The 18,663-nt window shown below is 69.7% G+C and carries 18 protein-coding genes; 14 read left to right on the forward strand and 4 right to left on the reverse strand.

The features are described from left to right. Window positions 1-139 precede the first annotated feature (139 nt). From QHF85_RS02845 to QHF85_RS02900, 12 genes are all read left to right on the forward strand, one after another. Window positions 140-898, forward strand: a complete 759-nt coding sequence (locus tag QHF85_RS02845) for a class I SAM-dependent methyltransferase (protein ID WP_281325464.1) — start codon at window positions 140-142, stop codon at window positions 896-898. A 134-nt stretch (window positions 899-1,032) separates the two neighbouring features. Beyond that, complete coding sequence (locus tag QHF85_RS02850) at window positions 1,033-1,515, forward strand: CheW domain-containing protein (protein WP_281325465.1); 483 nt, start codon at window positions 1,033-1,035, stop codon at window positions 1,513-1,515. Then, a complete protein-coding gene (locus QHF85_RS02855) occupies window positions 1,512-3,002 on the forward strand; it encodes a CheR family methyltransferase (RefSeq protein WP_281325466.1) in 1,491 nt (496 codons plus the stop codon). The genes QHF85_RS02850 and QHF85_RS02855 overlap by 4 nt, the downstream gene beginning before the upstream one ends. Window positions 3,003-3,029: 27 nt before the next feature. After that, window positions 3,030-4,505, forward strand: coding sequence for a CHASE3 domain-containing protein (locus QHF85_RS02860; protein ID WP_281325467.1), 1,476 nt, complete (start codon window positions 3,030-3,032; stop codon window positions 4,503-4,505). A gap of 197 nt (window positions 4,506-4,702) precedes the next feature. Beyond that, a complete protein-coding gene (locus QHF85_RS02865; RefSeq protein WP_281325468.1) occupies window positions 4,703-5,290 on the forward strand; it encodes a chemotaxis protein CheW in 588 nt (195 codons plus the stop codon). A 22-nt stretch (window positions 5,291-5,312) separates the two neighbouring features. Then, on the forward strand, window positions 5,313-7,379 hold the full coding sequence (locus tag QHF85_RS02870; RefSeq protein ID WP_281325469.1) for a response regulator: 2,067 nt from the start codon (window positions 5,313-5,315) through the stop codon (window positions 7,377-7,379). Further along, a complete protein-coding gene (gene cheB, locus QHF85_RS02875) occupies window positions 7,376-8,521 on the forward strand; it encodes a chemotaxis-specific protein-glutamate methyltransferase CheB (RefSeq protein ID WP_281325470.1) in 1,146 nt (381 codons plus the stop codon). Before QHF85_RS02870 ends, cheB begins: the two co-directional genes overlap by 4 nt. 30 nt (window positions 8,522-8,551) lie before the next feature. Continuing rightward, window positions 8,552-9,646, forward strand: a complete 1,095-nt coding sequence (locus QHF85_RS02880) for a response regulator (RefSeq protein ID WP_281325471.1) — start codon at window positions 8,552-8,554, stop codon at window positions 9,644-9,646. Window positions 9,647-9,676: 30 nt separating this feature from the next. Continuing rightward, window positions 9,677-10,006, forward strand: a complete 330-nt coding sequence (locus QHF85_RS02885; RefSeq protein ID WP_281325472.1) for a hypothetical protein — start codon at window positions 9,677-9,679, stop codon at window positions 10,004-10,006. Then, entirely contained in the window at window positions 9,933-10,754 is an 822-nt protein-coding gene (locus QHF85_RS02890) for a Smr/MutS family protein (protein ID WP_281325473.1), read from the forward strand. Before QHF85_RS02885 ends, QHF85_RS02890 begins: the two co-directional genes overlap by 74 nt. Before the next feature lie 110 nt (window positions 10,755-10,864). Next, window positions 10,865-11,785: a branched-chain amino acid transaminase gene (locus tag QHF85_RS02895; protein WP_281325474.1), complete on the forward strand. Its 921-nt coding sequence runs from the start codon at window positions 10,865-10,867 to the stop codon at window positions 11,783-11,785. Between the two features lie 2 nt (window positions 11,786-11,787). Further along, on the forward strand, window positions 11,788-12,447 hold the full coding sequence (locus tag QHF85_RS02900; RefSeq protein WP_281325475.1) for a hypothetical protein: 660 nt from the start codon (window positions 11,788-11,790) through the stop codon (window positions 12,445-12,447). Here the strand turns inward: QHF85_RS02900 and QHF85_RS02905 are convergent. From QHF85_RS02905 to QHF85_RS02915, 3 genes are read right to left on the reverse strand one after another with little or no spacing between them, the layout of a single operon-like run. Beyond that, window positions 12,444-13,064, reverse strand: a complete 621-nt coding sequence (locus QHF85_RS02905; RefSeq protein ID WP_281325476.1) for a hypothetical protein — start codon at window positions 13,062-13,064, stop codon at window positions 12,444-12,446. The two genes, QHF85_RS02900 and QHF85_RS02905, sit on opposite strands and share 4 nt — an antisense overlap. Before the next feature lie 17 nt (window positions 13,065-13,081). Then, a complete protein-coding gene (locus tag QHF85_RS02910) occupies window positions 13,082-14,173 on the reverse strand; it encodes a hypothetical protein (RefSeq protein ID WP_281325477.1) in 1,092 nt (363 codons plus the stop codon). Continuing rightward, window positions 14,170-15,015 carry a hypothetical protein gene (locus tag QHF85_RS02915; protein ID WP_281325478.1) on the reverse strand — a complete coding sequence of 282 codons (846 nt, stop codon included), beginning with the start codon at window positions 15,013-15,015 and terminating at the stop codon, window positions 14,170-14,172. Before QHF85_RS02915 ends, QHF85_RS02910 begins: the two co-directional genes overlap by 4 nt. A gap of 556 nt (window positions 15,016-15,571) precedes the next feature. Between QHF85_RS02915 and QHF85_RS02920 the strand changes: the two genes are divergently transcribed. Beyond that, on the forward strand, window positions 15,572-16,426 hold the full coding sequence (locus QHF85_RS02920; protein ID WP_281325479.1) for an OmpA family protein: 855 nt from the start codon (window positions 15,572-15,574) through the stop codon (window positions 16,424-16,426). Window positions 16,427-16,451: 25 nt separating this feature from the next. Here the strand turns inward: QHF85_RS02920 and QHF85_RS02925 are convergent, their stop codons facing one another. Continuing rightward, window positions 16,452-17,213, reverse strand: a complete 762-nt coding sequence (locus tag QHF85_RS02925; RefSeq protein WP_281325480.1) for a hypothetical protein — start codon at window positions 17,211-17,213, stop codon at window positions 16,452-16,454. Between the two features lie 57 nt (window positions 17,214-17,270). Between QHF85_RS02925 and QHF85_RS02930 the strand changes: the two genes are divergently transcribed. Further along, window positions 17,271-18,662: a cytochrome P450 gene (locus tag QHF85_RS02930; protein WP_281325481.1), complete on the forward strand. Its 1,392-nt coding sequence runs from the start codon at window positions 17,271-17,273 to the stop codon at window positions 18,660-18,662. Window position 18,663 lies beyond the last annotated feature (1 nt).

Genomic DNA, 18,663 nt, shown 5'->3' on the forward strand with positions numbered 1-18,663 from the left:
AAAAACGGCGGGCAAATCGCGAAAAACTCACGCTACGGCAGGCGCGCGGATTGCGCGTCACGTGCATGATTTGCGTTTCGATTGCGGGACGATGACATGATATCGTTACGCAACGAAAGTACGTTCGATGGAGCCTTCGATGCCTGATCATGTCGAGAAGAACCGGAAGTACTGGAACCGAATCGCCGGCGAATACCAGAAGGAGCACGCCGAGCAGCTCGGCATCAAGGAGCCGACCTGGGGCGTGTGGAGCATCCCGGAGCGCGACCTCGGCATCCTCGGCGACGTCGCTGGCAAGGACGTGCTCGAATTCGGCTGCGGCGGCGCGCAGTGGTCGGTGGCGCTCGCGCGCCGCGGGGCGCGCGTGACGGGGCTCGACCTGTCCGACGAGCAGCTCCGCCACGCGCGGGCGCTCGTCGAGCGGGAGGGCGTCTCCGTGACGCTCGTGCAAGGCAGCGCCGAAGCGGTCCCCCTGCCGGATACGAGCTTCGACCTCGTGTTCTGTGATCACGGAGCGATGACGTTCGCCGATCCGTACAAGGCCGTCCCGGAAGCGGCGCGGCTCCTGCGCCCGGGCGGGATGTTCATCTTCAACATGGCGACGCCGCTGCTCTACCTCGTCGTCGACAAGGCCACGGATCGGGTGGTGCCCGCGCTCGTGAACGATTACTTCGGCATGAAGACGTGGGAGGACCTGGACGGCGCGACGACGTTCCAGCTCCCGTACGGCGAGTGGATCCGGCTCTTCCGGCGCTCAGGGTTCGTGGTCGAGGACCTCGTCGAGATCCGGCCGCCCGAGGACGCGAAGACGACGTACGAGGGGTATGTGCCGCTCGAATGGGCGCGGAAGTACCCGGCCGAGCACGTCTGGAAGGTGCGGCGCGAGCCGGCGCGGTGAAACGACATCACGCCGACACTTGACCAGCCATTCGCGGTTTACCGAGCCCGCAGGGTCGATGTTTTGACGCTCGGGAAACACCCCATATCCGCTTTACAAGCGGTGTCGGCGCGTGCGATGGAGGAAGGTGGCATATGTGGGATCCCACGGGTCGACGCACCGTTTTGCTCGTCCGGGCGCGCTCGTGGGTTTGCGCGTTGCCCGCGTCGTCGGTCATCGAGACGATGCGCCCGCTTTCGATCGACCCCGTCGCGAACGCGCCACGCTTCGTCGTGGGCCTGTCCGTGATCCGTGGTGAGGTCGTTCCCGTCGTCTCGTTATCGTCCGTTCTGGGTGGAGGCGCGCGCGAGGAGGCGCGGCGGCTCGTGCTGGTGCGCGCCGGCGAGCGGCGGATGGGGCTGCTCGTCGAGGACGTGGTGGGCGTCGAGGAGCTCGACCTCGCGCGCCTCGAAGCGCTGCCGCCGCTGCTCGGCGAGGCGCTGCCCGCGGAGGTCGAGCGCCTGGGTTCGCTCGATGGCCAGGCGCTCGCGGTGCTCGACGCCGCGCGCCTGCTCCCGCAAGCCACGTTCGCCTCGCTTCCGGGCGGCGATTCCCTCGCCGCCGCCGCGTCGAAATGAACGCCCCGCGCGACGCCAAGGGCATCGAGGACCTCGTCGAGGCCCGCTTCGGCCTCGCGCCCTCGGGCTTTCAGCGCGATCGCATCGAGATGCTCCTCGGCGAAAAGCCGGCCCGCAGCGGCGGGCCGATCCCGCTCGAACGCCTGGTCGAGGCGGTGACGGTCGGCGAAACCTATTTTTTCCGCGAGCCGATGCAAATCGACGCGCTCGTGCGGCGGGTCCTCCCCGAGCGCGCGCTCGTGGGGGCGCGCGGGCGCAAGCTCCGTATCCTCTCGGCGGGCTGCTCCTCCGGCGAGGAGCCCTATACGATGGCCATCGCGGCCGAGGTGGCCACGCCGGAGCTCGCGCCGCTGCTGTCGATCACGGGGCTCGATCTGAACGGGGCGGCCATCGAGAAGGCCAGGCGGGCGCGTTATTCGTCCTGGGCCGTGCGCGGGGCCTCGCAGGGGATCCGCGAGCGGTTTTTCAAGAAAGACGGCGAGACGTTCGTGCTCGAGCCGCGCATGCAGGGCCGCGTATCCTTCGAAGAGGGTAACCTGCTCGAGCTGCTCGCGCGCGTGCCGGAGGCGACGTACGACGTCGTCTTTTGCCGCAACGTGCTCATTTATTTCTCGGAGCGCGCGCTCCACCGTGCGCTCGCGGGGTTTGCCCGGGCGCTCCTGCCGGGCGGGTACCTCTTCCTCGGCCACAGCGAGTCGCTCCGCGGGATCTCCGACGATTACGAGCTCGTCCACGAAAACGACGCCTTTTACTACCGATTGAAGAGCGCGAGCGCGTCCTCGGCGTCGACGACGGCGCCGCTCTTCCCGCGTCCGCCCTCGGAGCCCCCGATGCGCGCGCCTTTGCCGGCGCCGGAGGAAGGGGCGGTCTCGTGGGCCGAGGAGATCCAGCGCTCGACGGAGCGGATCGCCCGGATCGCGGAGACGCGGGAGGTCGAGGGCGCGGCGAGCCAGGCGCGGGCGGCGGAGAGGCCTTCCGCGCTCGCGCGCGTGCTCGACATGCTCGAAGCCGAGCGGCACGACGACGCGCTGCTCGTGGTGACGGCCGCGGGCCCGGACGCGCCGCCGGAGCTCGAGCTTTGCCGGGCGGCCATTTACGGGGAAAAGGGTCGACTGCGGGACGCGGAGCGCACGCTTTGTGCTCTGCTCGCGCGGGGGCAATGCGAGACGGGCGCGCATTACCTGCTCGGGCTCCTGCGCGAGAACGAGCGCGACATCGAGCGGGCGGCGTGGCATTACGGCGAGGCGAAGCGGCGGGATCCGCGCTTCTCGCTGCCGCGCTTGCGGCTCGGCATGGTGCTCCGGCGCTCGGGCCAGGGCGAACGAGCGCGCGCGGAGCTCGAGCACGCGCTCGAGTTGCTCGAACGCGAGGAGCGCGCCAGGATCGTGATGTTCGGCGGGGGGTTTCGCAGGGAAGTATTGCTCGAGTTGTGCAAGGCCCAGCTCTGCTCGCTGGGCGTCCCGCAGCGGGATCCTTCGCCCGTGTGATCGTTCTCGGGGAGGGAGGTAGGATTCGTGGGCAAGTCATGGACGGTCGGACAGCAAATCGCGGCGGGCTTCTTGCTCCCGCTCCTCATTCTGATCGCGCTCGGCACGTTCTCGTACCGCAGCACGCAGCGGCTGCTCGCGACGAGCGAGTCCGTCACGCACGCGCACGAAGAATTGACCGGTTTGTCGAGCTTCCTCGCATCGCTCGACGAGACCGAGACGGGCAAACGTGGATACGTGATCACGGGCCGCGAGGATTTCTTGCAGCCCTATCACACGGGTAAAAGAGGCGTCACCGCCGAGCTCCGGCAGCTCGAGGAGCTCTTCGGCGCCGACGCCGATCAGAAAGAGCGCATCGTGCAGCTCCGGCCCCTCGTGGAGGAGCGCCTGCGCGAGATCGACGAGACGATCGAGGCGCGGAGGATCCGCGGGTTCGACGCGGCGCTGAAGCTCGTGGTCGAAGGCAACGGCCCGAAGGTGATGGAGCAGATCCGGCGCATCGTGACCGACATGAAAACGCACGAGCAAAAGCTCCTCACGGAGCGGAACAGCGAGGCGAAGCAGGCCGCCATGTGGCTCAGCCAGATCCTGCTCTTCGGCACGCTCGTGGCCGTCGTGATCGTGGCGGGCGTCGGGATGCTCGTGACCCGCGGCCTCGGTGCGCGGATCGGCGCGGCCGTGCAGCACATCCGGAGCGCGGCGGCGGAGCTCGAAGCGGCCGCGACCCAGCAGGTGAAGGGCGCGAAGGGACAGGTCTCCGCGGCGACCGAGGTGAGCACGACGGTGCGCGAGCTCGTCACGACTTCGCGCCAGATCTCGGACAGCGCGCAGCGGGTCACGCAGGTCGCGAGCGAGACGGCGCTGGCCGCGAGGGGCGGCAACCAGACCGTCGAGGGCGCGCAGGAGGCGATCGAGGTGGTGCGGCGGCAGGTCGATCAGATCGTCGCGCACATGCTCGATCTGGGGCGCAAATCGCAGGAGATCGGCGGGATCCTCGACATCGTCTCGGAGCTCAGCGAACAGACGAACATCCTCGCGATCAACGCGACGATCGAGGCGGTCGCCGCAGGCGAGACGGGGCGGCGCTTCGGGGTCGTGGCGGGCGAGATCCGCAAGCTCGCGGATCGCGTGGGTGGTTCGGCGAAGGAGATCCGCCGGCTCATCGAGGAGATCCGGGCCGCGGCGAACACGACGGTGATGGCCACCGAGGACGGCGCGAAGGCCGTGGAGGCGGGGACGCGCCGGTTTGGCGACGTGGCGCAGAGCTTCCGGCGGATCGTCGAGTACGTGGGCTCGACCGCCGAGGCGTCCCGCGAAATCGAGCTGAGCACGAAACAACAAACGAGCGCGATGGAGCAGGTGGCCTCTGCCATTGCAGACGTCGCGCAGACGGCGCGCGAAAGCGAGTCCGGTTCGTCGCAGACATTGAACACCGCGTCCCAGCTCTCGGGGTTGTCCGGGGATCTCGTGCGCCTCATCCGACGCGAGGAGCTGCCTGCGTGAGCCGGAGGCGATCATCGCGGCGCCATGGCCCAGACGCCCGCCGGACGCTCGCATTGCAATCGTCGAAACGGAGGGGCGCTCCTGCGGGAAAACGACATGCGCAAGGACCGAGCGGAATCGGACGAGGGCAAGGGATTGTGCGGGCCCGAGGGCCCGTGGTATCCTCGTGATTCTTTTTTGCGGATCGAGGGGGCAGGATGAACGTTCATTCGCAAGAACGGGACAAGCCGAGCGAAGGGGCACAGCGTCCCGGGGTCGCCATTGCATCCGAGCGACACGTGGCGGAGCTGCGCCGCGCATTCGACGCCTCGTTCGCCGCGCCGCCCCGCGACGCCGAGCGGTCCGGTGAGCTCGTCCTCGCCATTGAAGCGGGGGGCCAGGGCTACGCGATCCGGCTGTCCGACATCGACGGCGTCCACGAGTGCCGCAAGCTCGTGCCGCTGCCCGGCAGCCCGCCGGGCTTGCTCGGTCTCACGGGGATCCGCGGCCGGCTCTTCGCCGTGCACGCGCTCGGGTCGCTCCTCGGTCTGCCGGCCGCAAACGAGACGCCGCGCTGGCTCTTGATCGCGGGCGGCGCCGAGCCCGTGGCCATCGGCGTCGCGTCGATCGAAGCCTGCCTCGAAGTGAACCCGGCCGATCTCGTGCAGGTCGAAGCCATGGACGGCGAGGGGCACGTCCGCGAGATCGTCACGCTCGCCGGGCGAGCGCGCGGCGTCCTCGCCCTCGAATCGCTCGTGGCGATCGCGAAGCAGCGGGCCGGGGATCACCGCGAGGGGGCGCAATGAGGGCATCCCGGGAGAATCGGCGATGAACGGGCTCGAGGACTATTTTCGGAGCGAGGCGAACGAAATCGTCGAAGGGCTCACGCGGGACCTGCTCGCGCTGGAGAAAAACCCCGTCGATGCGACGATCCTCGCCCGCTGCCTGCGGCTCGCCCACACGCTGAAAGGCGCGGCGCGGGTGGTCCGGCAGACGCGCATCGGCGAGATGGCGCATACCATCGAGGACGCGCTCGCCCCGTTCCGCGACGGCGAGGACACGATCACGAGCGATTACGTGAGCGACCTCCTGCGCATCCTCGAAAGGATCCGCGAGGAGATCACGAAGCTCGGGCCCGCGCGCGCGCCGGCCGCGGAGGACCCGGGCGCAAGCGTGGCCCCGTCGCCGCCGATCGAGGATCGGCTGGAGACGGTGCGCGTCGACATCGCCGACATGGACGCCTTGCTCGAAGGTTTGTCCGAGGCGTCCATCCAGATCGGCCCGTTGAACGGCGGCCTCGTCGCGCTCCAGCACGCGCTCCGGCTCGCGGGCGTCGTGCGGCAGGAGCTCGAGCTCGGGCAGGCCACGGGCGATCGCGGCCGAGGCGCGCGGCTCGGCGCCACGATCACCGAGATCGCGCAGAGCCTCGCGCACGCCGAGCGGGACATCGGCGCGGCGCTCGGTCGGATCGAGCGCGAGCTCGGCGAGGTGCAGTCGCGCGCGGCGACGCTGCGGCTCCTTCCGGTGGGCGCGATCCTCGGCACGCTGGAGCTCGCGGCGCGCGACACGGCCGAGACGCTCGGCAAGAACGTGAGCTTCTCGGCGCGCGGCGGCGACGTGCGCCTCGAAGGGCACGTGCTCTCGGCGGTGCGCGATGCGCTCCTGCACGTGGTCCGCAACGCGGTGGATCACGGCATCGAGGCGAGCGAGGAGCGGCTCGCGCAAGGCAAGTCGGAGATGGGCCGCATCCACCTCGACATCGAGCGGCGCGGCCGGATGGTGGCGTTCCGCTGCACCGACGACGGGCGCGGGATCGACGCCGCGGCCGTGCGGAGAGCGGCCGCGCGCCGTGGCCTCGCCACGGGCGGCGAGGAGCTCGACGAGGAAGCGACGCTCGCGCTCGTCTTCCGCGCGGGGCTCACGACGGCCGCGGAGGTGACGGAGTTCTCGGGGCGCGGCGTGGGGCTCGACGTCGTGCGCGAGGTGGCGAGCCGGCTGCGCGGATCGGTTCACCTCTCGAGCAAGCTCGGCGAGGGCACGACGATCGAGATCGAGGTGCCGGTGTCGCTCTCGTCGATCCCGGTGCTGTCGGTGATGTTCGGCGGATCGACGGCGCTCGTGCCGCTCGACGCCGTGCGCGGCACGCGGCGCGTGACCCAGGCGGAGCGGATGCAGGGGCCTGACGGAGAGCGGATCCTGTTCGGGGATCGGGCCGTGCCGTTCACGCCGCTCGGCGCGGTGCTCGCGCCCGAGGGCGAGGGGCACGATCTGCCGCAGGCGTGCTCGGCGGTGATCGTGCAGTCGGGCGAGACGTGGATCGCGCTCGGCGTGGATCGGCTGCTCGGCACGATGGACGTCGTGCTCCGGCCCTTGCCGCCGGGCGCAGGCGCGCCGACGGCCGTGGCGGGCGCGGCGTTCGACGCGCAGGGGGATCCGCTGCTCGTGCTCGATCCGCCTGCGCTCTCGCGCGCGAGTGCGCGCAAGGCGACAACGACGGCGACCACACGTGTGGCGCCGAAGCGGCTGCCGATCCTGGTCATCGACGACTCGCTCACGACGCGCATGCTGGAGCAGAGCATCCTCGAGGCGGCCGGCTACGAGGTGGACCTCAGCGCGTCGGCGGAGGAGGGCCTGCGCAAGGCGAAGGCGCGCAAGTACGGCCTGTTCATCGTGGATGTCGAGATGCCGGGCATGGACGGCTTCGAGTTCACGGCGACGACGCGCGCGGATCCGACGCTCCGGGACGTGCCCGTCATCATCGTCACGTCGCTCGCCACCACGAAGGATCGCGAGAAGGGCTCCGCGGCCGGAGCCTCCGCGTACATCGTGAAGGGGGAGTTCGACCAGAAGCACTTCGTCCGCAAGGTCGCCGAGCTTCTGGGAGTGGCCTCGTGACGAAGACACGCGTTCTCGTCATCGAAGACTCGCGCACGGTGCGACGCCGGCTCGTCCAGGCGCTCGAGGCCGATCCGGGCTGCGAGGTGGTGGGCGAGGCCGAGGACGGGGCGCGGGGCATCGCGCTCTGCGAGTCGCTCCGCCCCGACGTGGTGACGCTGGATCTGATCCTGAAGACCGGCACCGGCGTCGAGGTCACCGAGCACATCATGGCGTTCTGCCCGACGCCGATCGTGATCGTGTCGGCCTCGTTCAACCGCGGCGAGATGATCAAGACCTACGACGCGCTCCGGGCCGGCGCGCTCGAGGCGATCGAGAAGCCGACGGGGGACGAGCCCGACGAGGCCTGGTCGCGGCGCTTCGTCGAGACCGTGAAGATCGCCGCGAAGATCCGGGTGATCACGCATCCGCGGGCGAAGCTGAAGACAAGTGCGAACGCGCTGGCCCAGCCGCCGAGCCCGCCACGCCCGCGGCCGCTGGAGCGTTTGCCCGAACGTTTGCCCGCGCGCGTGCCTGTCGCAACCACGCCCATGCCGCTCGCCGAGCCGGGCGCGTCCCCCTCGCTCATCGCGATCGGCGCCTCCACCGGCGGGCCGGGCGCGCTCGTGCAGATCCTGCGCGAGCTGCCCGAGACCTTCCCGCTCTCCGTGCTGCTCGTGATCCACATCGGACAGCCGTTTGGTCGCGCGTTCGCCGAGTGGCTCGACGGCATGGTGCCGCTCCCCGTCATGGAGGCGAAGCACGGCGAGCTCCTTCCTCCGCCGGGCGCGGCGCGCGTCCTGATGGCGCCTCCCGAGCGTCACCTCATCGTGCGCGCGGGACGGCTCTGGCTCGACGACGGCCCCGAGCGGCACTCGTGCAAGCCCTCGGTCGACGTCCTGTTCGAATCGGTCGCCGAGGAGATCGGCAGGACGGCGATCGGCTGCCTGCTCACGGGGATGGGCAAGGACGGCGCGCTCGGCCTCCTCGCCATGAAACGCGCCGGGTCGATGACCCTCGTGCAGGACGAGTCCACGTCGGTCGTCTTCGGCATGCCGCGGGAGGCCATCCGGCTCGGCGCCGCCAGCCGCATCCTCCCGATCGGCGACTTCGGGCGCACCCTGCTCACACTCAGTCGCCCAGGTCGCGGCGGAACCGTGTAAAAAGGGAAGATCGGGCACCAAGGGGGTTCGATGAAACCGCATGTCCTCGTGGTCGACGACAGCCTCACCGTCCGGATGGATCTACGCGGCGCCCTCTCGGCCGCGGGCTTCTCCGTGACCACCTGCGAGACCAAGCGCGACGCGGAGAAGGCCCTCCGCGAGCGCACCTTCGCCCTCGCCGTGCTCGACGTGATCCTCCCCGACGGCAGCGGCATCGATCTGCTCCGCACGATCCGCGCGAGCGCGGGACTCTCGCGGATGCCCGTCATCGTCCTCTCCACCGAGGCCGAGGTGCGCGACCGCGTGAAGGGTTTGACCACGGGCGCCGACGAGTACGTGGGCAAACCCTACGACATCACCTACCTCGTCCACCGCGCGCGCTCTCTCTGCGAGCGGACGAGCCACGAGGGGACCGGACCCGTCGCGGCCGCGCGCCGCATCCTCGCCGTCGACGACTGCCCCACGTTCCTCATGGCGCTCGCGTGCAAGCTGCGCGAGGACGGCCACGACGTCGTGCTCGCGCGCTCCGGCATCGAGGCGCTCGAGCTGCTCGCCGTGCAGTCCGTCGACTGCGTGGTGCTCGACTTCGTGATGCCCGACGTCGACGGCCTCGAGACGCTCCGCAGGCTCCGATGCTTGCCCGGCCGTGAATCCACGCCGGCGGTCATGCTCACCGCGAGCGAGGATCCGACCGTCGCGCGTCGCGCCACGGACGCGGGCGCGTCCGACTTCGTCCACAAGAGCCTCGACCTCGACGCGGTGCGCGCGAAGATCAGGAACCTCCTTCGCAACCGTCGCGCCGCGCAGACCGCGGCGCCGCCCGCGCGCGCGTCGAGCGCCGATCGACCGCCCGCCTCACGCCCGAGCGGACCGACCTCGGAAGGCCCCTTGTTCCCGCGCATCGTCGCGGCGACGGGGCTCTCGCCTCTGCTCGCGCGCAGCGTGCTCTCGAAGGCGTGTACGCGCGCCGGCGTCGACGCGAGCGCGCTCGGCGTCGAGGGACTCAGGCGAGCTCTGCCGTGCATCCGCGAAGCGCTTCAGATGTTCTACCCGGCGGAGGAAGTGCAGCGTCGCGCGCAGGCGATGGCTGCGTTGATCACGCCCGCCGATCATCCGGAGGCGTGACACCTCGGCCCTTTTGCTACGCTCCGGGCCATGAATCGTGCTCCGGACGAACGGCAGCTCTTCGAGCGGATCCTCTCCCTCGTCGAAGCGATGGAGGAGAACCAGCGGCAGAAGGTCCTCTCCCTGGCGCGGCGCCTCCTGCCGGGGCTCACGCCGGAAGACATCCGGAATCCTCATGATTTCCCGGACCTCGATGACCCCGACTGGCACTTCGAAGATGGGCAACTGACGGGAATTCAGTCCGTGCGGTTTGCGCTACGGGCGCTCTCGGGTGAAGTTCTGTCTCATGGCGACCAAGGCGCGAGCCGGGCGGACGAGCACAAAGAAGACGCAGAAGAAGCCGAGCAAACAGGCGGCTGATAGCCCCTTCTTCCGCCCGTTCGCGAAGCTCGCGTCGAAGGGACGCAAGGGCAAAGCGGAGAAGGGCGACAAGCCCGAGAAGGCCGAGAAGCCCGAAAAATCTGCGTCCTCCGCGAAAGCAGAGAGCGGGACGAAGAAGCAGACGTCGTCACGTGTACCTGTACAGTTGGCGGCCGAGCAGGCAGAGCCCGAGGCGCAACCGAGCGACGCCGAGACGTTCGCGATGTACATGGCGGGCGTGCGCACGCTCGAGGATCGCAAGGCACGCGTCCCTCGCTCCGCGACGCCGATCGAGCCGAAATCCAAGGCTCCGCGCGTGACGAAGGACCACGATGCCGACGCGCGTCACATGCTGCACTCGCTCGTCGCCGAGGGCGTCCGCTTCGAGGTCACCGACGACGGCGAGCGCATCGAGGGACGCAGGCTCGACGTCGATCCGCGCGAGGTGCGCCGCCTTCGACGCGGTGCGTATACGGTCGATGGTCGGCTCGATTTGCATGGGATGAACGCAGGCGAGGCGCGTCGTGAGGTGGAGAAGTTCGTGCGCAAGCGTCGCGCGGACGGAGATCGCGTCGTGGCTCTGATCCACGGGCGTGGAAACCACTCGCCGCGAGGAATCGGCGTGCTGCGCGGGGAAATCGCGGCGTGGTTGAGCCAGGGTCCGGTCGCCCACCATGTGGCTGCGTTCGCGTCGGCACCGGAGGACGAAGGCGGCACGGGAGTCGTGCTCGCGCTCTTGGCACGATGACGGGATCGGGCTACTTCCTCTCTCGCACTCCCCCCTCGCAGCGGACGGCGAACGCGGGGGAAAGGGCATCGAAGGAAGCTCGGAGCGACGAACCTCCGAAGGAGCGCGCGATGGTCGACAAGCTGAAGAAGATCTGGATGGAAGGCGAGTTCGTCGACTGGGACGACGCCAAGGTGCACATCCTGACGCACTCCTTGCACTACGGGCTCGGCGCCTTCGAAGGGATCCGCGCCTACCGCAGGGCCGATGGCGGCACGTACGTGTTCCGGTTGAAGGAGCACATCGATCGGCTCTTCGACACGTGCAGGCTGCTCGCGATCCAGCCGCGGTTCACGCGGCAGCAGGTCGCCGACGCGACGGTGGAGACCCTGCGCCAGAACGACATGCAGGAAGGCTACATCCGCCCGCTCGTGTACATGGGCGACGGGCCGATGGGCGTGTACGCGCACGACAACCCCGTGCGCACGACGATCGTCGCGTGGCACTGGGGCCAGTACCTCGGCAAGGGCGCGACCGAGAACGGCATCCGCGCGAAGATCAGCGCGTTCGCTCGGCACCACATCAACGTGGGTTTGCCCAAGGCGAAGATGATGGGGCAGTACACGAACAGCTCGCTCGCCAAGCGCGAGGCGCGCGTCGCCGGCTACAACGAGGCGATCCTGCTCGATCCGAACGGCTACGTCAGCGAGGGCTCGGGCGAGAACATCTTCGTCGTGCGCCGCGGCCGGCTGCTCACGCCGCCGCTCTCGGCCTCGATCCTCGAGGGCATCACGCGCGACACGATCCTCACGCTCGCGCGCGAGGAGGGCATCCCCACGTCGGAGGAGATGATCACGCGCGACCAGCTCTACCTCGCCGACGAGGCGTTCTTCACGGGCACGGCCGCCGAGGTCACGCCGATCCGCGAGGTCGACGATCGCACGATCGGCGAGGGCCAGGTCGGACCGATCACGCGCAGGCTCCAGCAGCGCTTCTTCGGCATCGTGCGGGGCGAGGACAACTCGCACCCCGAGTGGCTCACGCGCGTCTGACCGTGCGCGCGCCTCTCGCGCTCGCCTTTGCGCTGCTGCTCTGCGGATGCGGCAGCGCGCCCCATCCTCCCCCGACAAACCCGCCGCGCCCGCTCCCCTCCGCGGGGAGCGCGGCGGCCCCACGCCAGGCACCGGATGCGATCGCGGCGGCCACGTCCTTCAAGACGTTCGCCTCCGCGCGCTTCGACCTCTCGCTCCCGCTGCCCGACGGCGCGGCCTTCCGCGTCGACGATCAGACCGAGCGGTGGCTCGTCGCCCGGCACGACGCGACGAGCTCGGTCCTGCTCGTGCGCACGTGGCGCGAGGACGACGTCGGGGGCCGCGCGCGATGCGAGGCGCGGGCGCGCACCTGGCGCGACCTGCCCGCGCGGGAAGGAAGCCGCCTCGTCTCGGCGTCGCGCCTCGCGGTGCCTCCGGATCACGACACCCTCGCCGAGGTCCTCCTCGGCCCCCGCGCCACGAACGGCGAGGGCACGGACGGCTTCGTGCTCGCCTTCGGCGGCTGGGCGAAGCGGTGCTTCGCGTACGTCTTCAGCACGCGCGGCGCGAGCGAGCGCGTCGTGATGGAGCGCCTCGCGGTCATGGTGGACGGTTCGCTCCGGCGCATGCGCTTCCAGAGCGAGCTCTCGCCTGCGCGTCCTTCGCGCGGGGGTTTGCCCTAGAGCCCCGCGAACGTCTGGCAGAACTTGCTCGTCTTCGCCTCGTCCTCCACGAGGATCCACGTCCCCTGCGAGACCTCCCCGTTCGGCGCCGCGCCGAGCATCTCGGGCAGGACCAGACAAACCACCTCGTACTGCCCCTCGATCACGCCCGCGGGGAACGCCGCGTCCGTCGTCTCGAACTTCCCCGTGAGCTTGCCGTACGACGTGCGCAGCGAGAGCGTACCGGGACCGATGATCTCCGCGCCGCTCTGCGACAGCTGCGCGAGCGTTCCTCCGCCGTACCCGTCCGACAGCGCCACCGAGAAGGTCTGCTCGAGCAGCTCCTCCGTAGTCACGTCGAACGCGATGCTGAGCCCGTAGCCGCGTCGATCGGCCGTCGAGAGCGTCACCGACGCCGTCGCTGGAGGGCCGTTCGGCAGCGGCGCCCGGATCTCGATGCTCGCCGGATCGCCTCGGAAGATGCGCCCGTCGGGCAAACGGATCGTGAGGTCGTCGTTCACGGTCGGCGTCCGAAACGCGAACAGATCACTCACATCACCCACCGAGCAGGCCGTGGTGCTCATGGCGGCGGACGCGGCACACACGCCCAGTAAGAAAAGGTTTTTCTCGTCCTTCATCGACGTATCCTCTGGCTTCAGCACCCGCAGTCGAGCACCTGGATGGTGAGCGGGTTGTGGATGACGTTGTCGCTCTCGGAGCTCTCCACGACCGCGTTGCCCGCGTCGACCTGGTGGTAGAGCCAGTACAAACCCTTCGGCGTCCCGCACGGCACCGTGGTCGTCACGCTCGGGTGGACCTGCTTCTCGGCGTTGACCGTCGCGCCGAACCACGTCCCGAGCGTGATCCCTGCCCACGCGTGTGCGGTCGGGCTCGGCGCGATGAAAAAGCGCTGGTCCGATGCCACGGTCTTCGTCCCCGTGTTGGCCGTGGTGAAGTGAAACGAGAACGTGTCGCCGCGACAGCGCTGGATCGTTTGCCACGGCGCCGTGCTGCGGATGTTGCCGCTCGTCAGGCGCTGCGCGGAGGCCATCAGGTTCGTCTCGCCGACCGTCGACGGGTACAGAAAGCGCCCGCCCGCGGCGTCGTCGGGCATGGGCTGGGCGAACATCGCGCTCGGCCCGCCGCCGAGCGGCACGGGCGGCGAGGGCCGCATGATCGTGAAGTCGAGCGTGTGGTTGTCCGGTCCGCCCGGGGACGAGATCGAGAGCCCGTGCGCGTGACCGAGCTCGTGGAGGAACGTGGACCTGCCCGTCCGCGTCGGGCTGTACGGGCATGCGCCCGAGGCGAACGCCTCGTCGGGGTTGTCGAAGCTCTGCGTCGAGAGGTTCGCGAGCAGCACGTTCACCTCGTCGATCTGATCGCAGTTCCGCACGACCACCGTCGTCCCGAGCGAGCCGTCGATGCTCGACGCCTCGACGAGCGCCACGTCGTTCCAGCCGTCGTCGAGGTCGACCCAGCAGTGGCTCGTGGACCAGGACCCGTAGTGGTAGACCATGTCCTGCATGCCGCCGACGCCGCGCCACTGCCCGATCGCCGCGGCGTAGGCCTTCGCCTGGCTACTGCCCGAGGGGATGCTGCAAAGGTTTTGCACGAGCCCGAACGACGACTTCCACCGGACGTTCTTGCCGTTGCAGGTGAGGTAGCGGAACGCGTCGGCGCGGCTCGTGAGCGTCAGGCACGCGAGGACGACGCACGCGAGGACGACCAGGAGATGCATGCGCATCACGGCGCACCTCCGTCCTCGCACACGGCGAGCTCCTTCGTCGACGTGTCGGCGAGGCCCACGGGCGGGTCGTCGAAGCACGCGAGCAGGCCCTCGGTACTCGCGGGGCTCTCCGTGGGCGTGGGCGCGCGCCACGTCGTCACGCGCCGCCACGGACCTGCCGACATCGGCGCGGGCGAGAACGAGCCGTTCGGCCACGCGCCCGTCGCACGGGCGAAGATGCGCAGCCCCTCGGCGAGCTCCTCGGCGTCGAGCGCGCGCTCCACGTCCGCCTCCGTGATCCACGTCGAGAGCCGCGGCGGCGCCGATCCATCCACGGCGCCGCTCGGCTGCGTCCAGAGCAGTGGCCCGGCCACGATCTCGGTCGCGCTCACGCCGGCGATGAGCCGCCCGTAGGCGTCCACGAGCGCGCGCTTCGTCCCGACGGTGTCCACGCGGAACACGTGCCCGAACGCGATCGGCGACAGCGTCCACTCGGTGTTGCGCAGAAACAGGAAGTACCGTTTGCCCGGGGCGAGCTCGGGCACGTGCGTCGCCACGATCTCGCGACCGTCGGGCAAGTACCCGCCGAACGATCGGATCACGACGGAGCTCGGCGTCGATTTGCCGAGCGAGCCGAGGTGGACGAACACGTTCGTCACGGTCGCGATCGTCCGCGGCCCTTCGACCTCGTCGAATTGGAAGCTCACGTCCTCCACGTCGCCTTCGATCACGGCGGCGGTTTGTCGCAGCACGTCGGCGAGCGTGTCCGCGGGCGAGGGCAGCGGAGAAGCGTGGGCGGCGTGGGCCCCGAGCGACGCGCTGACGATCACGGAAGCGATGAAACTCGGACGGACGGATCGCATCGAACCTCCGGCGGTTGGGTCTTTTTCGACGCGGCGGCGCGGCCTTCCTCGCGCGCGGCGTCGAAACCACCGCGCCTCGTCCTGCCTGCGCGGCGGCGTGACCGGGCCGGGACGAACGTGGTCCCGACGAACGCGAAGGATCTGCCGCATCGGGAATAAAAGGACCATCGGGCAGTCGGGGCCGTGTGTTCGAGGATCTTCCCGTCTTCGTAGGGAAAACGATGTACACGCCCCGGACCCTCGCGATCGCGCGGGGGATCTCGGGTCCGCCCGGTTTGTCCTTCTGGAGCCTGGTTTGTCTGTCTCGACGTGCCGGTTTGTCCTTCGCGGCGGCAGCGTGCGAGCAAGATCACGTCTCGGGTGCGGACCGGAACCATCCCGCAGGGGGCTCCCCGGCCCTTCGAAGCAAGAATCCCTACATGGAGGCCCGAGAGCGCGGGATCTGCCGGGGACCTCCGTCGGAATGGACTTTCGCGGGACGGACGACCTCGCTACCGTTCAAGGATTGCTCGTCCCAGGGACGTATTTTCCCCTGGGATGCACCGGGGAGAATGTCATGAACGTGCGCATCCTTGCTGCCTCCACGCTCGCCGCGGCGCTCGCTGTGAGCGGCTGCGGGTATTCCGAGGAAGAGTGGCAGGCGCAGCTCGGCAAGTACAACCAGCTGCTGGCCGACAAGAACGCGAGCGATCAGGCCGCGGCGGCCGCGCAAAAGAAGCTCGCTGAGGAGCTCGCGGGCGAGCAGGCGAAGGTCTCGGAGCTGACGAAGAAGCTCGCGGACGCCGGCGTCGACATCAGCAAGCTGAACGAGAGCCTGCAGGCGTCGGCGACGAAGGTGTCGGCGCTGAGCTCGACCTTGGAGGAGCGCGAGAAGGCGCTCGCCGAGTACAAGGCGCGCGCCAAGCAGCTCGAGCAGATCAAGGCGCGGTTCGAGATGCTGCGCAAGAAGCTCGACGAGCTCACGAAGCTCGGCCTCGCGGTGAACATCCGCAAGAACCGCATGGTCATCTCGCTCCCGGGCGACGTGCTCTTCGACTCGGGCCGCGAGACCCTGAAGAAAGAGGGTCAGGAGATCCTCACGAAGGTGGCGGGCATCATCAAGAACGACGCCTCGCTGCTCGGCCGCGACTACCAGGTCGCGGGGCACACGGACAACAAGCCCCTCGCGGGCGGCGTCTTCCGCGACAACTGGGGCCTCTCGCTCATGCGCGCGCGCGAGGTGCTGCTGTACCTCGTGAGCGAGAAGGGCGGCAACATGCCGACCGCGAAGTGGAGCGCCGCGGGCTTCGGCGACACGGACCCGATCGCCACGAACGACACGGACGAGGGCCGGCAGAAGAACCGCCGCTGCGACGTCATCGTGGTGCCGAGCGTCGAGGAGATGCTCGACCTCAAGGCGATCACGCAGTAGCCCGCGCCGCCTCCCGCCCCCCGCCTCAGGGACAGCCGCCGTCGTCGTACCAGGGATTCTGGCTCTGGATCAGGCTGCACTGATCGAAGCACGTCCCGCCGGCGCACCCCTTCCCCTTCGCCCCGGTCACCGAACACGAAATGGGCATGCCCCAGCAAACGCCCGTGGCCATGGGTGAACACGCGTTCGCCTCCGCCACCATGCGATTGCAATGACGCGTCCCGGGGCAAGGCGTCTGCGGATCGCAGGCCAAGGCCTCCGCCGCGGGGCAGACCCCCGCTGATTTCACGCTCGACCCGAACACCTCGGCGATCTCCGCATTCCAGTACGTGACGCCGTCGCACCCGCACGCGGGGTCCCGCGCCTGCGATTGCAGCCCCGGCGGCGGCTTCTGCGCGCACACCCCCGCCCCGCACCCGGGCGCCTTGCAATAAAGACCCGGATCACAACCGCCGACGCCGCCATTGCACGGCGCCCCGACCCCATTGCCGCCCCCCGCGCCGCCGCCGCCGCCGCTCGCGCTCCCGCCCCCGCTCGCGCTCCCGCCGCCGCTCGCGCTTCCGCCTCCGCTCGCGCTCCCGCCGCCGCTCGCGCTCCCGCCTCCGCTCGCGCTCCCGCCCCCGTTTCCGCCGCCGCCGCTCCCGCCACCGCCCCCGGACGCACCCGTTCCCGCGCCGCCGGACGCCCCGCCCCCCGGGGTCCCCTCGCCCTCGTCGGTGCAGGCCGAAACGACGGCGCACAGGCCGGCTGCAAATATCACCGAAATCAGGATCGATTGCGCTCGCATACGGCCATCTTACACCGGATCTCCCCGCCACGCGGCGTCGCTGATACGCTGCCCCCCGTGACAACCGCCTCGCGCCCGCCCTCCGCACCCGCCGCGCCGGGACCTCGGGGAATGCCGCTGCTCGGCAACCTCCCCGCGCTTCGCCGCGACCGGATCCGCATCTTCCTCGACGCCGCCCATACCTACGGCGACGTCGTTCGCTTTCAATTCGGCCCCGGCGCGAAGCGCACCGGCCACCTCCTCCGCCACCCCGACCACATCAAGCACGTCTTCGTCGACGCCGCCGAGCGTTTTACCAAGCAAACCCCCGGCGTCCGCGAGGTCCGCGCGCTCCTCGGCGACGGCCTGCTCACGAGCGAAGGCCCCCTCTGGCGCAGGCAACGCCGCATTGCCCAGCCGGCCTTTCACAAGCAACGCATCGCCGCGTTCGCCGGCGTCATGGTCCGCGCCGCCGACGAGCTCGTCGACGGCTGGATGCGCAGGCCCCGCCCCGACGCGCCCGTCGACGTCGCCGGCGAGATGATGCGCGTCGCCCTGCGAATCGTCACCGAGACCCTGCTCGGCACCGACGTGCCCATCGACGCCGCCGCGACCGCGGGCGCCCTCGACTTCATCCTCGAGGAGACACGCAAGAACCTCACGCGCGTCCTCCGGATCCCCCGGAGCGTCCCCACCGCCGACAATCGTCGATTCCTCGACGCCGTCGCCGTCCTCGACCGCGAGGTCCTCCGCATCATCGAGCACCGCCGCAAGTCGCGCGAGATCGGCACCGACCTCGTCTCCATGCTCATGGCCGCCCGCGACCCCGAGACGGGCGAGGGAATGACGGACCGCCAGCTCCGCGACGAGGTCATGACCATGTTCGCCGCGGGGCACGAGACCACCGCGAACGCGCTCACGTGGACCTTTTATCTGCTCTCCACGCACCCCGACGTCCGGCGCCGCGCCCGCGACGAGGTCTTCCGTGTCCTCGAGGGCCGCCTCCCGGATTCCGCCGACGTCGGCGCCCTCGACCTCGTCGGCCGGGTGTTTCAGGAATCGATGCGCCTCTATCCGCCGGCGTGGATGATTACCCGACGCGCGGCCGAAGACGACGTCGTCGGGGGGTATTTGATCCCCAAGGATTCCCTCGTCCTCTTGAGCCCCTACGTCACGCACCGCCATAACGCGTACTGGGAGAACCCGGAGGGCTTCGATCCCGACCGCTTCGCCGGCGGCGCGCTCGCGCGGATGCCTCGTTTTGCTTATTTTCCGTTCGGCGGCGGGGCGCGCCAGTGCATCGGATCGAGCTTCGCCACGGTCGAGGGGACGCTCGTGCTCGCCACGATTTTGCGCCGCGTCCGCCTCGACCTCGTCCCCGGACAGATCATCGAGACCGAGCCGGGCATCACGCTCCGGCCCCGGGGCAGCATTTACATGCGCGTCGTCCCCGAGCCGTTGCCTACCTGAA

It is taken from the genome of Polyangium sp. 6x1, assembly GCF_029946515.1.
GTDB lineage: Bacteria > Myxococcota_A > Polyangia > Polyangiales > Polyangiaceae > Polyangium.

Excerpts from the sequence above, each read along its gene's own strand:
- QHF85_RS02845 (WP_281325464.1), top strand. The coding sequence starts at position 140 with ATGCCTGATCATGTCGAGAAGAACCGGAAGTACTGGAACCGAATCGCC.
- QHF85_RS02850 (WP_281325465.1), top strand. The coding sequence starts at position 1,033 with ATGTGGGATCCCACGGGTCGACGCACCGTTTTGCTCGTCCGGGCGCGC.
- QHF85_RS02855 (WP_281325466.1), top strand. The coding sequence starts at position 1,512 with ATGAACGCCCCGCGCGACGCCAAGGGCATCGAGGACCTCGTCGAGGCC.
- QHF85_RS02865 (WP_281325468.1), top strand. The coding sequence starts at position 4,703 with ATGAACGTTCATTCGCAAGAACGGGACAAGCCGAGCGAAGGGGCACAG.
- QHF85_RS02870 (WP_281325469.1), top strand. The coding sequence starts at position 5,313 with ATGAACGGGCTCGAGGACTATTTTCGGAGCGAGGCGAACGAAATCGTC.
- QHF85_RS02880 (WP_281325471.1), top strand. The coding sequence starts at position 8,552 with ATGAAACCGCATGTCCTCGTGGTCGACGACAGCCTCACCGTCCGGATG.
- QHF85_RS02885 (WP_281325472.1), top strand. The coding sequence starts at position 9,677 with ATGAATCGTGCTCCGGACGAACGGCAGCTCTTCGAGCGGATCCTCTCC.
- QHF85_RS02890 (WP_281325473.1), top strand. The coding sequence starts at position 9,933 with ATGGCGACCAAGGCGCGAGCCGGGCGGACGAGCACAAAGAAGACGCAG.
- QHF85_RS02895 (WP_281325474.1), top strand. The coding sequence starts at position 10,865 with ATGGTCGACAAGCTGAAGAAGATCTGGATGGAAGGCGAGTTCGTCGAC.
- QHF85_RS02905 (WP_281325476.1), bottom strand. The coding sequence starts at position 13,064 with ATGAAGGACGAGAAAAACCTTTTCTTACTGGGCGTGTGTGCCGCGTCC.
- QHF85_RS02915 (WP_281325478.1), bottom strand. The coding sequence starts at position 15,015 with ATGCGATCCGTCCGTCCGAGTTTCATCGCTTCCGTGATCGTCAGCGCG.
- QHF85_RS02920 (WP_281325479.1), top strand. The coding sequence starts at position 15,572 with ATGAACGTGCGCATCCTTGCTGCCTCCACGCTCGCCGCGGCGCTCGCT.
- QHF85_RS02925 (WP_281325480.1), bottom strand. The coding sequence starts at position 17,213 with ATGCGAGCGCAATCGATCCTGATTTCGGTGATATTTGCAGCCGGCCTG.